A 16,488-nucleotide genomic window follows, 5' to 3' on the forward strand; every position below is an offset into this window, starting at 1 on the left:
TGTTTTCCTAAGAAAATTTTCCCTGTTGTTTATACCGGTATTATTTTGCCTTCTTTAAGGGTGACTTTTTTGCCCATGATTCCGGCAAAGTCTGAATTGTGGGTCACCACAATGATGGTCATTCCCATTTCAAGGTTCAGTTCCTTGAGAAGCCTGTGGACATCCTCACTATTTTTCTGGTCCAGATTCCCGGTGGGCTCGTCCGCTAAAAGCAGATCCGGTTTCATGACCAGGGCTCTTGCAATGGCAACACGTTGTTGCTCTCCCCCTGAAAGGTCCTCAACCCGATATTTAAGACGCGTACCGAGTTTTACTCTTTCAAGCATATTTGATGCATGTTTTTCAATACTTTTTTTGGATTTGCCGCAAATCAATCCGGGAATCATAACATTTTCAATGGCTGTAAAGCCTTGAAGAAGGTAGTGAAACTGAAAAACAAATCCGATTTTTCGGTTCCGGAACCGGGCCAGTTTTTCATCCCCAAATGAAAACAGGTTTTCCCCTTTGTAGATCAGTCTGCCCGCATCAGGTTTATCCAGTGTCCCGATGATATTGAGCAATGTTGATTTGCCGATGCCTGAAGCCCCGACAATGGCCATGGTCTCCCCTTTTTGAAGACTAAAATCAGCCTGGTTTAGAATATCCAGCCTGGAGTTCTGGGAAGCAAAGGCCTTGGATATCCCCTCAAGGCGTATAAAAGGATGGTTATCCATAACGGATGGCCTCCACAGGATCCATTCTCGAGGCTTTGTATGAGGGGTATAAGGTAGAGAGAAAACAGATGAAAATTGCCGACAGGGCAATCACGAGTACATCCATGGATTCCAGCTGCACCGGCAGGGTCGAGAATGGATAGGCCTCGGGCAGTTTGATAAATTCGTATTTTTTAAGCACATAGCAGATGATCACCCCTGCAAGGGTGCCGATAAAGGTCCCCAAGATGCCGATGATCATCCCCTTGATGATGAAAATACGACGGATCATGGCGTGGGTGGCTCCCATGGCTTTGAGTACGGCAATGTCTTTGGTTTTTTCCATGACCATCATGATCAAAGCCGATGCAATGTTAAATGCCGCCACCAGGATGATCAGGGTAAGAATGACAAACATGGCGGTTTTTTCAAGCTTAAGGGCTGAAAAAAGGCTGTGGTTAATGTCCATCCAGTCCCTGACATAAAAGGGATACTCAACAAAGGACAGGTGGTTTTCTCTTAAGGCCTTGACCTCAAACAATTGATCCACCCATATGCCCAGAGCAGATATTTTTTGCCGGGCCGATACCAGTGCCTGGGCCTGGTCAAGCCTGACATAGGCCAGCATGGCATCGTATTCGGACATTCCGGATTTAAAGGTGCCCCTGACAATGAACTGCTTCATGGAGGGAATTTGGCCCATGGGAGATATGATGGTATTGGAGGACATGAGCAAAATCTTATCCCCCTGGATTACCCCGATGGCATTGGCCAGCTCTTGGCCCAGAATTATTCCGGGCATACCCCCTTTTTGGGGTGGATCGGCAAGGGCTTTTTCCAGCTGTTCCGGACTGAAACCTTTGATCAGGGCCGAACCGCTTTTGGGTGTAATCCCCCTGACCATGATGCCGGAAAAAGATCTTTGGGTGCGGATCATGGCCTGACCGAACAGGACAGGTGATACGGTTTTAACCCCGGGTATTTTTTTGATTTGGTCTGCAAGTGCCGGGTCGTTGATAAAACGGCCCGAATAATTCATGATCAGAATGTGAGGTTCAAGTCCAAGAATCCGTTTGCGAAACTCTGTTTCAGCACCGCTCATTACGGCGATCACCACCACCAGGGCCATGACACCTAAAATAACGCCGGCAACGGAAAGAAAGGTGATCAAAGAGATGAACCCTTCTTTCCGTTTTGCCTTTAGGTATTTTTTCGCTATGAATAGTTCTACAGCCATCTGGCCCTAAGCGTTCTTTTTCATGTGAGGAAATAAAATGACTTCTCGGATGGATGGAGAGTCGGTCAGGAGCATGACCAGACGGTCAATACCAATGCCCTCACCCGCAGTGGGGGGCATGCCGTATTCCAGGGCTTCCACATAATCCGAATCCATGATATGGGCTTCGTCATTACCTTCGTCACGCTGGCGCACCTGCATGAGAAACCGGTTGTTCTGGTCTTCAGGATCATTGATTTCAGAAAATCCGTTTGCAATTTCACGTCCTGCGATAAAGAGTTCAAACCGATCTGTGAGTTCTGGATCTGAATCGCTTTTCCGTGACAATGGAGAAACCTCCACCGGATATCCTGTGATAAACGTGGGCTGGATGAGTTTGGGTTCGACCAGGGCATCAAAAAGTTTTGTTATGACTTTTCCATGCCTGTCTTTTTTAGTGATATGGATATTGCATTTTTCCGCATGGTCCAGCAGGGCCTTGGTGTCATTGATGATGGCCGGATCAATGCCGCCGATTTCAGACAGGGATTGGATCATGGGAATCCGTTTCCATCCCTTTGAAAAATCAATGGCTTCACCCTGGTATTCAAGCACGGGATTTCCTGTCACCTGGGTGACAATGGATTCAAACATCACTTCGGTCAGGTCCATGAGATCTTCGTAGGTGGCATAGGCCTGGTAAAATTCAACCATGGTGAATTCAGGGTTATGCCGGGTGGACACCCCTTCGTTTCGAAAATTTCTGTTAATTTCAAAGACTTTTTCAAACCCGCCCACCACCAGACGTTTGAGGTAGAGCTCCGGAGCAATACGTAAGAAAAGCTCCATGCCAAGGGCATTGTGCCAGGTCTTAAAGGGCGTGGCTTCAGCCCCTCCGGGCAAAGGCTGCATCATGGGGGTTTCAACCTCCATAAAGTCCTGGGTTTCAAAAAACCGTCTCATGGATGCCACAATCTGGCTTCTTTTGGTAAATATGTCCCTGGCCTTGTCATTCATGATCAGGTCCAGGTAACGCTGGCGGTATCTTTTTTCAGGATCCTTGATTCCGTGAAATTTTTCAGGAAGGGGTCTTACGGCCTTGGATAAAAGGCGGAACTCTTCTGCCAAAAGGGTCCATTCACCTGTTCTTGTTTTGAACAACGGACCTGTGACACCAATGAAATCACCAATATCCATCTTTTTAAACATGGCATATATTTCGTCCCCGACCTTGTTTTTCTGGATGTACAACTGCATTTGTTCGCCGCTGTCCTGGAACCGCACAAAAGAGGATTTACCCATTTTGTTGATGGCCATCATTCTTCCGGCCATTTTGAATTTTCTACCCTCTTCTCCAAGGGTATTATCCTCATTTTCAATTATTGTTTTCAGCTGGGGAACCGTGCAGTCAGGTTTGAAATCATTGGGGTAAAGGGGAATGCCTCCCTCTTTGAATTCATTTATTTTTTCTTTTCGAAGCTTGATCAGTTTACTTGTCGTCTTGTCCATAAATCACTACTTTCATAAATTGTGTCAGCGTTGACAGCCATAAGGTTATATTTTGAGTCCCTATCATATTTTTTAAAAGGCCGATTCCGGCCCGGACTTCAAAACAAAATAAGATAGCCTTTTTTATCTGAAATTGTCAATATATAGAATGGGGTTGTTTGCTATCCAGATGAGGTGTTTTTGAAAATCAGGGTAAACAAGGTCCCCTTTTCAGGGATGGATTCAAAATCAATCATCCCTTCATAGGCGTCTATGATTCTGTGAATGATTGAAAGCCCAAGCCCCGTACCTTCTTGTTTGGTGGTGAAAAACGGATCAAAAATATGGCGGGCCTGTTTTTCGTCAATTCCCTTGCCCGTATCCCTGATGGTCAGGTATATTCGTTTGTTTCTCGGGGAATTTAGTGTGATAATAATTTTGCCCTGCCCTTCAATGGCCTCGGCCGCATTTTTAATCAGGTTCCACAGGATTTGTTGTAAATGAACAGGGTCAATGGAAACACAAAGTTCTTTTTCAAGTTTTGTGATGAGCTGAATTCTGGATTTCCAATGGGGGGTATTTAAGAATAAGGCTTTAACATCTTCAATGCTCTGGGCCATATTTACAATTTTAGCATTGGCCCTGCCCGGCTTTGAAATCAGTCTGATATCATTGACGATTTGTTTGAGCCGGTCTGTCTCCCTTAGGATGATCTGCATCAGCCGGTTTTCATCACTTCCTTGCTGGGTTTCATCTTTGAGCAGCTGAATGGAGCCTGACAAGGATGCCAAAGGGTTTTTTATCTCATGGGCAATGCCTGAAATCATTTCATCCACAGCAGACATTTTTTCAACCCGTTTGAGGTGTTCCTGGGTGATTTTAAGGTCCTGTCTTGCGGTTTTAAGCTGGAAAGAGAGTATCCCGCTTAGAGCGGCCACGGCAAAACATGCGGCAATGGTGATGATAATGCGGTAAATTACCTGGGAATCATCAATGCCTGCCCCAAGGGAGGCGCCCCCCATAAAAGGCGAGATGATTCCGAAATATTCCAGTTCTACCAGGAGTCCGTATTGAACGCTTGACAGGGTGGCAATGACAAAACTGCCCCGCTGAAGCAGGAGCATGGCCGTATAAATGATCACCACAAGGTAGAGAAAGGTGAATATGCTGTGATAGCCTCCTGTGACAAATATGATTGCCGTAACAAGGATACTGTCTGCAATGGTTTGAACGTATGCCAGGATTTTCAGGTGTTTTTTCTGATTGAGCCAGAAAAAATATAAAATGGAAAGAACAAGCACTGCCCCTGCCATTTTATACAGGGACAAAAACGGCACCACCATGGACATCTGGGGGTTATTATTGGAAAAAAACAGGGTGGAAAAAATCAGGACAATGGCAAATACAGCCCGGGATAAAATCCCCCACTTGATCTGTCCGAAAAGTTCGTTGCTCCGCTGCAATAACGTGGTCTGGCTATCCAATTGAGCCTGCCATGGAGAAAATGGGCAGGTACATGGCAATGACCAGCCCCCCGAGAAAGACCAGCATAAAGGGCTCTATCATATCGGTGAGGTTTTTGACGGACTGGTCCACCTCATCGTCGTAAAAATCCGCTATTTTTTCCAGCATGGCGTCAAGGGCGCCTGTGGATTCCCCCACGGCGATCATGGAACAGACCATGGAGGGAAATACCCCGCTTTCAAGCAAGGGATCAGCCATGGAACGACCCTCTGCAATGCCGATTTTGACATCGGAAATGGCAAATTCTACAATTTTATTTCCCGATGTCTTTCCTACAATATCTAAGGCTTCCAGGATGGAGACCCCGGATGAAATCATGGTGGCGGTGGTTCGGGTAAATTTGGCCACTGCCACTTTTCTGATCAGAATGCCTACCACAGGCAGACGAAGGAAGAGATCATCCATAAAGATCCTTCCTTTTTTGGTTTGGTAGGTCCTGCCGATGAGAACACCGGCCCCAAAAAGACCGCCGGCAATCCAGAGAAAATTATTGATGACAAAATTACTCATGGACACCACCATCTGGGTCATGGCGGGCAGTGCGCCTCCCATGCTGGCAAACATGTCTTCAAACACGGGAATGACAAAGACCAGAATAATGGCCACAACAATCACGGCCACCACCATGGTAATAGCCGGATAGGTCATGGCACCCTTGACCTGTTTTTTGAGTTTTGCCATTTTTTCCATATAGGCTGACAGCCGTTGAAGAATCACATCAAGGATACCCCCGGCCTCTCCTGCGGCAATCATATTGACAAAAAGTTCATTAAACACTTTTGGATAGCGTCTTAAGGAATCTGCAAAGGTTTCGCCGGACTCTACCGCTTCCTTGATTCGTTTAAGCTGTCGTTTAAAGGTGGGGTTTTCCTGTTGGGACTTGAGAATGTCAAGGCATTGAAGCAGGGGGAGACCTGCATCAATCATGATTGAAAACTGCCGTGAGAAAATAATCACATCAGACTCTGTCACCTTGGGCTGGAGAAATTTGATATTTTCAAACAAATCCTTGGGTTTTTTTCTGATTTTTGTGGGAATGATTTTACGCCGCTCAAGACTTAAGCGAACCTGGTCCTGGCTTTCTGCCTCCATTTCCCCTTTAATTTTACGCCCCTTTGGATTCTTTCCTTTCCACTCATAGATGACAGCCATGGTTTATCCTTATTTTATGGGGTTGTTCTTGTTTACCAAGATTTTTGCAAAACCCTTTTATCGGCAATTTAAACCTCAATTGAGGCGCTTGAATTCATGGTCATACATGCAAAATTCCTTCCACTATACCAGAATCATTTTTCCTTTGCCAGTTAAGAGACCCATGAATCGGGCAATTGTAAATTATAAACAGATATACTATATAAATTTCAAACCACCTTTTCAACAGGAGTTAGTCTGTGGCCCATAAAAATAATCCTATTAAAGCCAAAACGCTGATTACAAGTCACGTGAATGCGGACTTTGATGCCATCGGCGCCATGCTGGCCGCCCAAAAATTATATCCAGATGCCGTTATTGTCTTTCCCGGGTCCCAGGAAAAAAGTCTAAGGGATTTTTTTGTTAATTCCATGAGCTATTTGTTGAACATGGCAGATTTGTCGAAAATTGATTTTTCCACGATCCAGCGCCTGGTGATCGTGGATACAAGGCAAAAAAGCCGGTTGACAGGGGTCTCTGACCTTCTGGACAAAGAGGAAATTTTAATTGATATCTATGATCATCACCCGCCCATGCCAGGAGAGATCAAGGGCTGTTTGGATGTGTCAAAACCCTATGGGGCAACCACCACCATTATGAGCGAAATCCTTCAGGAAAAAGGTATTGGGCTGACCCCTGAAGAGGCAACGGTCATGGCCCTGGGAATCTATGAAGATACCGGGAATTTTACCTATTCTTCCACCACCCGGGCTGATTTTATCCAGGCCGCCTTTCTGCTTGACTGCGGAGCCAGTCTGAATACCATTTCAAGTCTGGTGGTTAAAGAGATGAAAACAGAACAGGTGACCTGGCTTAATGAATTGATCAATGAAATGTCATCCCACCAGATTAATGGCATCCAGGTCCATGTGTCATCCATCTCTTCGTCTTCATACATTTCAGACCTGGCTTCCATTGTCCAAAAGATTGTGAGAATGGAAAACCTGGGAGTTTATTTTGCCGTGGTGCTCATGGGAACAAAGGTGAACATTATTGCCCGGAACCGACTTGCCGAGGTGGATGTGGGCAAAGTTCTGGCCCAGTTCGGAGGCGGGGGACACGCGTATGCCGCATCTGCCAAAGTGGAAAACCAGACCCTGGCCCAGGTGGAACTGAGACTGCTGGATATGCTCAATCACCAGCTTAAAAGCATCTGGGTTGCCAAAAAGCTGATGTCTTCTCCGGCCATCACCATTGATACCCAGCGGTCCTGCAGGGAAGCAGGCCAGCGTATGACCCGGTATAATATCAACACCCTGTTGGCCGTCTCTTCCACGGACAATTCCTATGAAGGGTATATTACCCGCCAGGTGGTTGAAAAGCTGCTCTTTCATAAATTAGGCAACCAGCCGGTGTTTGAGTATATGAATTCAGGGGGCGCCTTTGTTACCCAGGATGCAGATCTTGCAAAGATCGAGGAACAGATCATAGAGGCCAAACAACGGATTATTCCGGTCATGGACCAGGACCGGATTTTAGGGGTGATCACCAGAACCGATCTTTTGGATTACCTGGTAGAGCACAACAAGGAAGTTTCCCAAAATGAACACCAGATTGTCAACCGCCCCAATGCCCAGAAAAAATATATTAAACATATTCTTGACCAGCGACTGGACGTCCGTAAACAAACCTTGCTCAAAGAGATCGGCATTACCGCTGAAAAACTGGGGGTTGAGGTTTATGTGGTGGGCGGGTTTGTAAGAGATTTGATTTTAGATCGACCCAATGAAGACGTGGACGTGGTGGTTGAAGGGGATGGCATTGCCTTTGCCGGACATTTTGCAAAGGAACACGGCTGCAGAATGAGTCCCCATCAAAAGTTCGGGACTGCTGTTATTATTTTAGCGGATAATTTCAAGGTGGATGTGGCCTCGGCACGCCTGGAGTATTATGCCACGCCTGCGGCCCTGCCCATTGTGGAAAATTCTTCCATAAAACTGGACATGGCCCGAAGGGATTTTACCATCAATACCCTGGCCATTGCATTGAATCCCGACAGTTATGGGGTGTTGATCGATTATTTCGGGGCCAGCCGGGATTTGAAAGACAAAACCATCAGAATCATACACAATTTAAGCTTTGTGGAAGATCCCACCCGGGTGTTCAGGGCAATTAAATTTGCAAACCGGTTCGGATTCAATATTGGAAAGGTGACATCCAAGCTCATTAAAAATGCCTTGAAAATTGATACGTTCAAGCATTTGAGCGGGCTCAGGGTATTGTCGGAGCTCAAGCAGATCTTTACTGAACCCAACCCCATTCCAGCCATGGAGACCATGGTGTCCTACGGCGTTGAAAAGGTGATACACAAACAGTTGAATATTACCCCAAGGACCTATGAGCTGTTTGAGTCCGTGAACAAGGCGCTTTCCTGGCATGACCTGCTCTATGTGGACGAACGGTATCCAAGGTGGGCCGTTTATTTTATGGCCATGTTGTACCGGCTGCCTTTCAGGGTATGTGATGAGATTTTAGCCCGGCTCATGGTGCCTGATAAAGAACGTCATATCCTGCTTGAACGCCGTTACAAGGCGGAAAACAGGCTTACCATGATCCAGGCAAACTTTCCGATCACCCGCCAGGAAATGTATTGGGGGCTGATTAATTTTAAAACAGAATTTATTCTTTATATGATGGCCTTAACCGGGAATGAGGCGGTTCAAAAAGCAATTTCCAATTTTTATACCCACCACCGTCACATCAAGCCTGTGCTGGGGGGAAAAGATCTTTTGGCCATTGGTATTCAGCCGGGTCCTGTGTTTACCAAAATTTTAAACCTGATTATCAATGAAAAGCTGGATAAAAAGCTGGCCACCCGGAAAGAGGAACTGGCCTTTGCCACCCGATATGCCATAGAAAATGACCTTATTTCATGAAAAAAGGGCCGGATTTTTCTTTTGGGCTGGAATTTGAAAATTAAAAGATGAAATCAGTCAGAAAATGACTTGTTTAAATTTCAATGCCAGGCTTGATAAAACCAATGGTTTTTGATAAATTTTTTTGTTTGAGCAACTGACCATACAACCTTTAGGAAGATAAATGAAAAACGCAGATTTTTTGACCGGAATAACCACCTCAGGAACCCCCCATCTCGGCAACTATGTCGGTGCCATACGCCCTGCTGTCGAGACCAGTAAAAATCATGAGCTGACCTCTTATTATTTTTTGGCGGACTACCACTCTTTGATCAAAAACCATGACCCCAAAAAGCGGAGACAATCCTCCCTTGAGATTGCTGCGGCCTGGATTGCCCTGGGGCTTGATTATAAGAATTGCGTATTTTACCGGCAGTCCGATATTCCTGAGATTCCGGAATTGACCTGGATCCTCACCTGCCTGACAGCCAAAGGCCTCATGAACCGGGCCCATGCCTACAAGGCCGCGGTTCAGGACAATGAAGAACAAGAGCGCAAGGATGCTGACAAGGGCGTGACCATGGGGCTGTTTTCCTATCCTGTGCTCATGGCTGCTGATATTCTCATGTTCAATGCCAGAAAAGTGCCCGTGGGCAAGGATCAGATTCAGCACCTTGAAATGACAAGGGATATTGCAGCACGGTTCAACCATACCTATAAAAAGATGTTTATTCTTCCCGAAGTGGTGGTCGATGATACCGCTGCCGTACTCTCAGGCCTGGACGGCCGTAAGATGAGCAAGAGCTACAATAATTTTATCCCCTTGTTTGATACGGAAAAACGGCTGAGGAAAATGATCATAAAGATCCAGACAAACTCTCTGGGTCCTGATGAACCCAAAGATCCTGAGACCTGTACCCTTTTTTCAATTTACAAGGCCTTTGCAACCGAAGATGAAACCCGGAAAATGGCAGACCAGTACCGGGAGGGCATTTCCTGGGGCACCATGAAACAGGAGCTGTTTGAATATATCAATGGTATTTTAAAAGCGCCCAGGGACCAATACAATGAATTGATCCAGAACCCTGGTGATATTGAGGCGGTTCTGCAGGAAGGCGCCCTAAAAGCCCGGCAATTTTCAGTCCCGTTTTTGGAAAAGATTAGAAAGAGTATCGGTATTCAATCATTGGGTTAGAATTTTCACCTCTTTGTCCGTGAGATATCGCCATTTTCCCGGTTTTAAGCTGCCAAGGTTGATATTGGCCATGCGTACCCGCTTGAGCGTATCAACCTTGTTTCCGGTTTTACCCACCATTTTCCGGATCTGACGGTTTCTGCCTTGTTTGAGGATAATTTTAAACCCCTTGGGCGCCACCCGTTTAACCTGTGCCCTGCGTGTTTTTTCTCCCTCGATCACCATACCCTCGGCCATAGCCCCTAAGGCCTTGTCCGAGACCGGGTGCCGGGTGAATACCAGGTATTCTTTTTCATGGTCATGGGAGGGGTGGGAAAGCCTGTTGTGAAGGTGCCCGTCATTGGTGAGCAGGACAAGGCCCACGGAATCCTTATCCAGGCGGCCAATGGGATAAATTCGGTCTTTTACAGGAACCAGGTCAAGGATAATCTTTGTGTTTTTCTGGGAACAGGAGGTGACCACCCCTTGGGGTTTGTTCACGGCAATATAAATTAATTTGGGGCCGGAACCCAAGAAGGCAACCTTTTGGTTGTCAAAGAGGACCTGGTCTGTTTCAGGGTCCACCTGGGTGCCGAGCGTGGTGACAAGTTCTCCGTTGACCTTGATTCTGCTGTCAAGGATAAGGGCTTCTGCCTTGCGTCTTGAACAGACCCCTGCATGGGCCAGGTATTTTTGCAGCCGCATTGTTCAGGACCTGTAATCTGCGTTTATTTTGACATACTTCTCACTAAAATCACAGAACAGGAAATGGTCTGAATATTCTCCAAGGTTGAGATCCAGGGTGATATTGATCTCTTTTTTTTCCATTTGTTTTGCAATTTTCTTCTCCGCTGCCAATCCCAGCCATTTTCCCTTTAACACCAGGGCGGTTCCATCAAAAAAAAGATCCATCCTGTCCGGATCCACCATGGCACCTGATCTGCCTGCTGCCGCCGTGATTCTTCCCCAGTTGGGGTCCTGGCCGTAAAGGGCTGTTTTGACCAGGTTGGAATGGGCAATAGCCTCGGCCGCATTAAATGCATCCTTTTGGGTCTTTGCCCCGTTAACTGAAATAGAGGCAAGTTTGGTAGCCCCTTCTCCGTCTTGTACCACCATTTTGGCAAGCCCATAGCAGACCTCATCCAAAAGGGATTGGAAAATATTAAATTCTGCCTGATCTTTTATGGTCGCCTCTCCTGCCCCCGAGGCCAGACAGGCAAGGGTATCATTGGTGGAGGTGTCCCCGTCCACGGTTATACGGTTAAAGGAGCGGGCATTGGCATGAACCAGGGCCTGGTAAAGCAGGTCTTTATCAATGGCCGCGTCGGTGAGGACATAGGCCAGCATGGTGGCCATATCCGGGCGGATCATCCCCGACCCTTTGGCCACCCCGAGAATGGAAAATGATTTGATGCCCTCAGGCGTCTTAATTTCTCCTGTTTTTTGAACTATTTTTTGACAGGTGTCTGTGGTGAGAATTGCATCTGCAAAATCTTTGACAGATTCCTTTGCAAGGGCCTTTTTGATCCGGGGAATGGCGGATTCAAATTTGTCCATGGGCAAAGGAGAACCAATCACGCCTGTGGAAGAGACCATCACAAGATCAGGGTATAGTCCCAGGACATCGGCAGTCATATGGGCACAGGCCCTGGCATCTTCAAGCCCTTTTTCACCGGTAAAACAGTTGGCATTGCCGGAATTGGCAAGAATAGCCTGGATTTCTCCGTTTTGAATCATTTTCTGGCCAAAAATGACAGGGGCGGCCTTTACAAGGTTTTGGGTGAACAAGGCTGCGCCAACTGCCTTTTTTTCTGCAAATATCAGCCCCAGATCCTTAAGCCCGTTTTTTTTGATTCCTGCCGAAATTCCGGCAAATTTGAACCCGTTCATTGATCTTCCTTTTAGATATTTCTGATTATAGCCAGGTATTATAAGGGGGATTGCCTAGTCTGTAAATGAGGTTTTTTCTGATATCCTCTCTTCAACTTGACTAAATGGTCCCAAGGTAATATTTGTATGTGCAATGACATCAAGGAGGCCCCATGAATGCGCCTGTAGAAAATTTTTTAGATACCTGTCTTTTTTTTAATGCCAATGCCTTTTCAAGGCAATTGCTCAAACTTGCAGAAATTGAATTTACGCATTTAAAAATCTCTCCGGCCCATGCGTCGTTGCTGCTGCTGGTCTTTGAAACACCTGGAATTTCTCCCAAGGACTTAAGCCGCCTTTTGGAACTCAACCCTTCAACCATCACCCGGTTTATCGACAGCCTGGCCAAAAAAAAACTGGTCAGACGCCAGAACAAGGGAAAGGTGGCTTTTATCTATCCCACGCCAAGGGGGATTGGCATAAAGGCGGATGTGGCCAGGGCCTATAAAAATCTGTTTTTAAAATATTCTGAAATTCTCGGTCCTGAAACCGCAATTTTGCTTGCCCAAAATATGGCCAAGACCAACGCCCGGGTAAAGGATGCATTAAAAAATGACCGCCTCTGATCAACTGCGAAATTTTAAACTGGTCATTGAATATGACGGCACAGGGTTTTACGGGTGGCAGCGGCAGCCTGACAAACCCACCATTCAAAGTTCGCTTGAGTCTGTACTCAGTGTCATACTCAACCAGGATATTCGCATTCACGGATCAGGGCGTACCGATGCAGGGGTTCATGCCCGGGCCCAGGTCGCCCATTTTAAGGCATATACCCGAATTGAGCCCGAGGTTCTAAAAAAAGGAGTGAACAGTCTGATGAAACATCCCATTGTGATCAAGGATTGTGCCCCTGTGTCTGATGAATTCCATGCCCGGTACAATGCCCGGTCAAAAACATATTACTATTATATTCTCAACCGAAACACCCCCTGTGCGTTGGGTCGGGATTATTTTTGGCATGTAAATCATGCCCTGGATATCAGGGCCATGAACCGTTGTTGTGATTTTCTTTTGGGGATCCATGATTTTAAGGCCTTTCAAAACACGGGCAGTCCGAAATATTCAACCACCAGAGAAATTTTTAAGGCCCATTGGGAACACCAACCAGAAGATATGCTTGTGTTTAAAATTTCAGCGTCCGGGTTTTTAAAGAATATGGTGAGAAATATTGTGGGAACCTTAAAGGATGCCGGGACCGGGAAGATCAGTTCGGAGCAGTTTAATGAGATTTTAGTGTCATCTGACAGGTCCCTTGCCGGTGCAACGGCACCGGCAAGGGGACTGTTTTTACATCAGGTGATCTATTAAGAGGACTGCTGGGGGTCTTTTATTTTGGTCACATGATAGTTGTAGTGGGAGATGATGTCCCGCCTGTAGATCAATCCTAAAAAGGTGGATTTTTCATCTTTTTTTACAACGGGCAGGGCATCAATATTTTTCCGGGTCAATTTCAAAAGAACCGTGTTCAGGTCTTCGGAAGGATTGGTGGTAATCAGATCCGAAATCATGATATCTTTCATGACCACCAGTTCTTCAAGGTGGCTTGTGAAAATAACCTCCCGAATATCCGTGGATGAAAAAATGCCGGAAAATCCGCCCTTATTGTCCATGACCGGAAAATAATGCTGTTTGGTGGTCTGGAATATTTTTTTGAATTCACTAAAGGGCATATCCTCGTTCACGCACCGCACATCCTTGATCAAATGGGCAAGGCTTCCCACCTTGATGGTTTGGAGGATATCCATCATGAACTCGCCGGCATGGGCCGGAGAATCCACCCTGGATTTGACCTGGTTTTCAAATATGGTCCATTTTTTAGCCAAAAGATAGCATAGGGAGCAGACCAGAAGGCTTGGCAGCAGCAGATGGTATGAGTTGGTCATCTCACTGACAAAAATAATGGTTGAAATGGGGGTATTGGAGACAGCGGTAAAAAAACCGGCCATGCCCACAATAACAAAGGCGCCGGGCTGGGTGACCACCGAGGGCAAAAGGATGTGAAAAATATTTCCCACAGCCCCGCCCATGGCCCCGCCGATCACGATGGAAGGGCCGAATACCCCGCCGGATCCGCCGGATCCAATGGAAAACGCCGTGGTAAAAATCTTACCGATGGCCAGGGCAATGAGGGTGGGAATGGCCACTTTGTTAAAAATGGCATTTTGGGCCATCCCATATCCAAAGGAAAGGGTATAGGGTAAAAAGAACCCGATGATTCCGGTGAATAACCCGCCGATGGCAGGCTTGATATGGTTGGGAACCTTGAGCTTTTTAAATATGTCAATCATGCCGTAAAAGACTTTGACATAGAGAATCCCTGTAAGGGCCAGAACGCCTGCAAGCACGATATAGGGTCCAAGCTCAAGGGGGTTTTGGAATTTAAATGAAGGAGAATCAAACAAAGAGCCCCAGCCAAATATCAGGCAGAACGAACAATAGGCCACCACAGAAGAAATACCTGCCGGAATAATGACCTCTGATTCAAAATCAGGATCCCTGTACAATACTTCAGCGGCAAATAAAGCGCCTGCAAGGGGAGCCCTGAATATACTGCCCACCCCTGCCCCGATACCGGCGGCCATCATGATCCGGCGTTCCCGTTCAGAGAGGTTGAAACGCGTGGCCAGAAAAGAGGCAAATCCCGCCCCGATTTGGGCAATGGGCCCTTCCCTGCCTCCTGAGCCTCCCGTGGTCAGGGTGATGGTCGAGGCAATGGTTTTAATGAAGGGGATCCGGGACCGGATAAACCCGCCCTTATGGTGGTAGGCATCAATGGCAGCATCTGTACCGTGGCCTTCTGCCTCCGGGGCAAAGGTATAGACCAGCCACCCGGAAACAACCCCGCCGATGGCCGGTAGAATGAGCAGTATCCATTTATTGAAAGGGGTATTGGTATGGGGCAAAAGCAAATGTTCCCCTGCGGCGTTGGCAGGTCTGTATCCGGCCATAAGGTCCATAAAATAATGCATGCCAAGGCCGCAGAGATAGTGGAATAATGCTGCGCCCAATCCGGCAATAATGCCGATCAGGACAAAGTAGAACATCCATTTAGTGGCGTATTTGAGGTCGGTTCGTTTTTTGGTCATGGTGCTCATTGAACTTAGCCTTTTCTCAGATCGTTGATACCGCTTAAAATGATATCAAACAAGGTGGTCACATCTTTTTCTTCCAGGCAGGAAAACGCCACCCGGATATTTTTCTCTCCAATTGAAATCAATCCTGTGCCGTAATGGTCCAGAAGATGAATCCGAAGCTGTTCTGCATTGACATCCTTGAGCCGGATACACATAAAATATCCTGAATTAAAGGGGTATACCTCGAATCCGTCTGCATATTTGGGGTCTTTTAAAACCGTTTTCATTTTCAGGGCCCGGGATTTGAGCAGATCAAATTTTTCCTGTTTCAGCCGGGCATAATTTTCGTCTGCCATGGATTTGAGCAAGATGGTCTGGCTTAAATGGGAGGCATTGGAAATATTTCCCCGGATACAGCCGGCGGTTTTCTTTTCAAGGGCCAGGTTTACGGCCTCAGTATTTTGGTCGGCAGCAACAGCGTAGGTGACAAATCCGGTTCTAAATCCCCAGACATAATCTTCCTTGGTGGCCCCGTCCAATTTTACAGCCAACAGACGTTTGTCTTTGCCGGCAATTTTTGCAAACAAGGATTCTTTTGAGGTCTCCTCTTCAAAGAAAAGGCCGAAGTAGGCATCGTCGCAGGCGGCAACCACATTTGTGCCTCCCTTTGCAACCTCAATGAGGATGGCAGCCACCCGGTCCGCTTCATCCTTGCTCAGGGTATAACCGCTGGGGTTGTGGGGAAAATTTAAAACCGTAATGATTTTATCATTTTTGGCCGCCTCTTCTCTGATCACCCGTTCAAAATCATCAATGTTAAACTGGGTCAATGCCTGGTCATAGGCCTTGTAATGGACAATTTTTGCATGGTTTCGCACGCAGAAGGTCATGGTGTAATTGCCCCACATCATATCGGGCAGAATAATGACATCATCCGTGTCTACCCACATGTCCGACAATACACTGACCCCGTGGGTGATGCCCGAAGTCACCACTGGCAGACTGACGCTCTTTCCTTCAAGGGAGGGATTTTTTGTGTAAAGATCTTTTTTCCATTGTTCTCTTAAGGCGGGTATCCCGTATGAGGGGGCATAGGGAAGATAGTCGTCCGGTTCAATACCCGCGATGAACTGAGTGACCGAAGAAAGGCTCAGAACAGAATTTTTTTCTTTGGCAATACCGATGGTGGCATTGATTTTATCTGCCTTTATTTTGGCTTCGGCACTTTGACTTAAAATACCCTTGGGGAAAAACAAGGCCTTTCCCATTTGAGACAGCATTTCGTAAACATGGGGAACATCTTTTTGGATAGTTTTGTTGAGTTCCTGTGCAAGTGGATTCATGT

Annotated in this window: 13 protein-coding genes; 4 read left to right on the top strand and 9 right to left on the bottom strand. The window is 46.6% G+C overall.

Annotated elements, in window-relative coordinates; all coding sequences use genetic code 11:
* Positions 1–29: 29 nt before the first annotated feature.
* From HUN05_15515 to HUN05_15535, 5 genes are all read right to left on the bottom strand, one after another.
* Positions 30–713, bottom strand: a complete 684-nt coding sequence (locus HUN05_15515) for an ABC transporter ATP-binding protein (GenBank protein WDP86360.1) — start codon at positions 711–713, stop codon at positions 30–32.
* Positions 706–1,929 (bottom strand): lipoprotein-releasing ABC transporter permease subunit, encoded by a 1,224-nt coding sequence (locus tag HUN05_15520; GenBank protein ID WDP86361.1) that lies wholly within the window; start codon positions 1,927–1,929, stop codon positions 706–708. The genes HUN05_15515 and HUN05_15520 overlap by 8 nt, the downstream gene beginning before the upstream one ends.
* A 6-nt stretch (positions 1,930–1,935) precedes the next feature.
* Entirely contained in the window at positions 1,936–3,417 is a 1,482-nt protein-coding gene (lysS, locus tag HUN05_15525) for a lysine--tRNA ligase (protein ID WDP86362.1), read from the bottom strand.
* A 161-nt stretch (positions 3,418–3,578) separates the two neighbouring features.
* A complete protein-coding gene (locus tag HUN05_15530; protein ID WDP86363.1) occupies positions 3,579–4,919 on the bottom strand; it encodes a GHKL domain-containing protein in 1,341 nt (446 codons plus the stop codon).
* The gene (locus HUN05_15535) at positions 4,873–6,072 is read right to left on the bottom strand and encodes a type II secretion system F family protein (GenBank protein ID WDP86364.1); all 1,200 of its coding nucleotides are present in this window, start codon (positions 6,070–6,072) and stop codon (positions 4,873–4,875) included. The genes HUN05_15530 and HUN05_15535 overlap by 47 nt, the downstream gene beginning before the upstream one ends.
* A 239-nt stretch (positions 6,073–6,311) precedes the next feature.
* Here HUN05_15535 and HUN05_15540 point away from each other — a divergent pair, with 239 nt between their 5' ends.
* Complete coding sequence (locus tag HUN05_15540) at positions 6,312–8,987, top strand: CBS domain-containing protein (protein WDP86365.1); 2,676 nt, start codon at positions 6,312–6,314, stop codon at positions 8,985–8,987.
* A 163-nt stretch (positions 8,988–9,150) separates the two neighbouring features.
* Complete coding sequence (gene trpS / locus HUN05_15545) at positions 9,151–10,161, top strand: tryptophan--tRNA ligase (protein WDP86366.1); 1,011 nt, start codon at positions 9,151–9,153, stop codon at positions 10,159–10,161.
* Here trpS and HUN05_15550 read toward each other — a convergent pair.
* A complete protein-coding gene (locus HUN05_15550; protein WDP86367.1) occupies positions 10,150–10,845 on the bottom strand; it encodes an rRNA pseudouridine synthase in 696 nt (231 codons plus the stop codon). The two genes, trpS and HUN05_15550, sit on opposite strands and share 12 nt — an antisense overlap.
* Positions 10,846–10,848: 3 nt before the next feature.
* Positions 10,849–12,030 (bottom strand): bifunctional glutamate N-acetyltransferase/amino-acid acetyltransferase ArgJ, encoded by a 1,182-nt coding sequence (gene argJ, locus HUN05_15555; GenBank protein ID WDP86368.1) that lies wholly within the window; start codon positions 12,028–12,030, stop codon positions 10,849–10,851.
* A 152-nt stretch (positions 12,031–12,182) separates the two neighbouring features.
* Between argJ and HUN05_15560 the strand changes: the two genes are divergently transcribed.
* Positions 12,183–12,635: a MarR family transcriptional regulator gene (locus tag HUN05_15560; GenBank protein ID WDP86369.1), complete on the top strand. Its 453-nt coding sequence runs from the start codon at positions 12,183–12,185 to the stop codon at positions 12,633–12,635.
* Entirely contained in the window at positions 12,622–13,377 is a 756-nt protein-coding gene (truA, locus tag HUN05_15565; protein WDP86370.1) for a tRNA pseudouridine(38-40) synthase TruA, read from the top strand. The genes HUN05_15560 and truA overlap by 14 nt, the downstream gene beginning before the upstream one ends.
* Here the strand turns inward: truA and HUN05_15570 are convergent.
* Both HUN05_15570 and HUN05_15575 read right to left on the bottom strand, forming a co-directional pair.
* Positions 13,374–15,155, bottom strand: a complete 1,782-nt coding sequence (locus HUN05_15570) for a chloride channel protein (protein ID WDP88090.1) — start codon at positions 15,153–15,155, stop codon at positions 13,374–13,376. The two genes, truA and HUN05_15570, sit on opposite strands and share 4 nt — an antisense overlap.
* A gap of 14 nt (positions 15,156–15,169) precedes the next feature.
* Entirely contained in the window at positions 15,170–16,486 is a 1,317-nt protein-coding gene (locus HUN05_15575; protein WDP86371.1) for an aminotransferase class I/II-fold pyridoxal phosphate-dependent enzyme, read from the bottom strand.
* Positions 16,487–16,488 lie beyond the last annotated feature (2 nt).

It is taken from the genome of Desulfobacter sp. (assembly GCA_028768545.1).
Taxonomy (GTDB): domain Bacteria; phylum Desulfobacterota; class Desulfobacteria; order Desulfobacterales; family Desulfobacteraceae; genus Desulfobacter.